We start from the raw sequence: 3025 nt of genomic DNA on the forward strand, positions 1-3025 counted from the left end.
GAACCGGTAGCGGTCGGCGGGGAACCGGTCGGCGCGCCAGTAGTGGTGCGGGTAGAGGGCGGCGCCGTGGTCGATCAGCCACAGCTTCCGGTGCCACAGCAGGGTGTTCGGGTTGCGCCAGCTGCGGTCGACGTTGAGCACGAGGCCGTCGAGCCACAGCAGCCTGGTGGCCTCGGCGGGCTCCGGCGCGCGCACGACGGGGTTGTAGTCGAACGAGCCGGGCAGGTAGTCGAGCCCGATGTTGAGGCCGCCGCTGGCGCGCAGCAGCTCCTGCACCTCCTGGTCGGGCTCGGAGCGGGCCAGCTCCGGGTCGAGCTCGACCAGGACGATCTCCGGGACGCGGAAGCCGAGGCGGCGGGCCAGCTCGCCGACGACGATCTCGGCGACGAGCACCTTGACGCCCTGGCCCGCGCCCCGGAACTTCAGCACGTACATGCCGAGGTCGTCGGCCTCGACGAGCCCCGGCAGGGAGCCGCCCTCCCGGAAGGGCGTGACGTCTCGGGTGGCCGCGACGGTGCGCAGCCCGGTTGGCGAGTTCACCGGCACATCATCGACGGCGGTCGAGCGTGCGCGCCAACGAGCAACCCGGTGTCACAGGCCGCCGACCGCCAGCGGGTCGAGGTCGCCCAGGTGCGCGGTGGTGTGCGCGGCGCGCAGCAGGTAGCCGTCGCCGACCCGCTCCCACGCGGTCAGCGAGGCGTTCGGCACGACGGTGGTGCGCGCGTGCTCCAGCAGCTCCGGCTCGGGCACGCCCTCCAGGAGGTAGCGCAGCAGCAGCGCGGTCACCTCGTGCGCGACGAGCAGCACCCGCTTGCCGCCGTGCTGCCGCTCCAGGTCGCCGAGCAGGGACCGCAGCCGCAGCGCCACGTCGGCCCAGGACTCACCGCCCGGCGGCCGGTAGTAGAACTTGCCGAGCCTGCGCTTGCGGGCCAGCTCCTCCGGGTAGCGGTGGGCGAGGCCGCGCCGGGTCAGCAGGTCGAGCGCGCCGAGCTCGCGGTCGCGCAGCCGCTCGTCCACCAGCGCGACCGGGTGGTCGGGCAGGGCGAGCATGGCGGTGTGCAGCGCCCTGCGGCACGGGGAGGCGACCACGACGTCCGGCAGCTCGCCCTCGGGCAGCGCGGCGAAGTGCGCGGCGAGCGCGGCGCCCTGGCGCTCGCCCTCCGGCGACAGCGGGACGTCCGCGTCGCGCTCGTCGATGTCGATGAAGTGGAGGGCGCTCGACTCGGCGACCTCCCTGGCCACGTTCCCTGTGCTCTCGGCGTGCCTGATGAGCCCGACCCACGCGAAGTCCGTCACGCCGGCAACGTACCCGCGCGCGATGCCCGTTACCCGTGTTCCACGCCGAGGGCGGGGAACACCCCCGAGTGGACCGCCCGGACGAACTCGGCGTGGTCCGCACGGGTGCGGTCCGCGCAGTCGACGGCGTACCCGGCGAAGGCCTCGTCGAACTCCTGCCCCGCGCCGGTGAAGTAGCCGTCGAGCAGCCTGGGGTCCAGGGAGCGGCTGTGCGCGCGGGCGAGCAGGGCGCCTGCGAACCGGCCGTAGTCCTCCAGCTCGGCGCGCCCCAGCAGGGTCGGGTCGATCTCGCCCTTGCGGTTGCGGAACTGCCGGACGATGAACGGCCGCCCCTGCACGGTGGTCCAGCCGAGCAGGATGTCGGTCTCGGCCTGCACGAGCCGGGCGCCGTGCACGATCCGCTTGCCCTCGTGCCTGGCGGGCGGCAGGCCGAGGAACGGCGCGAGCGCGGAGGGCCTGGCCTCCTTGACCTGGAGCACGAGCGCCTCGTCGCCGTTGCCGTGCATCAGGACCAGGTAGCTGCGCAGCCCGACGCTGCCGGTGCCGACGACGCGGAACGCCACGTCGGACACGCCGTAGCGCATGATCAGGTTGTAGCGGGACTCGCGCAGGGTGTCCACGTAGGACGGCAGGGCGTCCACGACGGCGCGGGCGGTGTCCTCGGTGACCCGGTCGAGCACGGGCGGGTCGGTGGCGAAGCGCCAGTGCCCGTCCTCGCGGGTGGTCCACTTGGCGGCGACCTTGGCGCTGGTGTTGCGGCGGGCCTTGGCGGCGGCCTTGGCGAACTCCTCGCCGAGGTCGTCGGCCTTGGCCCTGGACAGCACGGACTCGTCGCCGAGCGCGCTCCAGGACTCCAGGAACGGCAGGGCGGCGAGGTGCCGGACGGCGCCCCGGTAGGCGCGCACGGCGTCCTCGGCGGCGCCTCGGCAGCCCTTCTCGGACACGCCGCCCTCGCGGCCCGCGAGCACGAGCGAGGCGGCCAGGCGCTTGAGGTCCCACTCCCACGGGCCGGGGAGCGTCTCGTCGAAGTCGTTGACGTCCATGACGATCTTGCCCTCGGGCGTGCCGTACAGCCCGAAGTTGGCCGCGTGCGCGTCGCCGCACAGCTGGGCGGTGGGCCCGCTGCGGGGGCCTGCGGCCAGGTCGCCCGCCATCAGGCCCGCGCTGCCCCGGAAGAACGCGAACGGGGAGGCGAGCATCCGCTGGAGGCGCAGTGGCACGAGGTGCGGCAGGCGTCCCTCGTTCGTGGCGGTCACGTACTCCACGACGGAGGGGCGGTCCGGGGCCGTGACGAACTCCCGGTGCGCCTCGGGGCCGGTGGTGGCGCGCAGCTCCCGGCCGCGCGCCCGCACCTCGTCCGGCTCGGTCCACCGCCCCAGCGCCTTGGCCGCCAACGCCCGCTTGCGCTCACCCATGCGGACGATGATGCGCGCACGGGGGCGGTGATCGCTCCGGATTGCTCGATTTCCCCGGAGATCACCGGGGACGAAGCGGTCCACCCGGACGAACCGTCCTAACGGGACAGCACCTCGGCCAGCGCGTCCACGCCGTGGTCCAGCTCCTCGCGGGTGATCACGAGCGGCGGCGCGACGCGCAGGGTGGACTCGCGGGTCTCCTTGCACAGGACCCCCTGGTCGCGCAGCAGCATCGACACCTCGCGGCCGGTCTTGGCCCGAGGATCGATGTCGACCCCGGCCCACAGTCCGCGTCCGCGCACTGCCGCGATGCC

General features: G+C 74.1%; 4 protein-coding genes. All 4 read right to left on the minus strand.

All coding sequences use genetic code 11. The annotated features are described in order from the left end of the window. Positions 1 to 540, minus strand: a 540-nt coding sequence (locus tag ACTUAL_RS21310) for a HipA family kinase (protein WP_440901488.1), incomplete at its 3' end; no start/stop codon positions are given. 51 nt (positions 541 to 591) lie between these two features. Further along, positions 592 to 1296 carry a histidine phosphatase family protein gene (locus ACTUAL_RS21315; RefSeq protein ID WP_096492171.1) on the minus strand — a complete coding sequence of 235 codons (705 nt, stop codon included), beginning with the start codon at positions 1294 to 1296 and terminating at the stop codon, positions 592 to 594. Between the two features lie 29 nt (positions 1297 to 1325). Continuing rightward, positions 1326 to 2711, minus strand: coding sequence for a DUF2252 domain-containing protein (locus ACTUAL_RS21320; protein WP_096492170.1), 1386 nt, complete (start codon positions 2709 to 2711; stop codon positions 1326 to 1328). 98 nt (positions 2712 to 2809) lie between these two features. After that, positions 2810 to 3025, minus strand: a 216-nt coding sequence (locus tag ACTUAL_RS21325) for an aminotransferase class III-fold pyridoxal phosphate-dependent enzyme (protein WP_440901489.1), incomplete at its 5' end; no start/stop codon positions are given.

Source organism: Actinosynnema sp. (genome assembly GCF_052038725.1).

What these genes read in the sequence shown, in the direction of transcription:
- ACTUAL_RS21320 (WP_096492170.1), bottom strand. Translation starts at nt 2,711, where the DNA reads ATGGGTGAGCGCAAGCGGGCGTTGGCGGCCAAGGCGCTGGGGCGGTGG.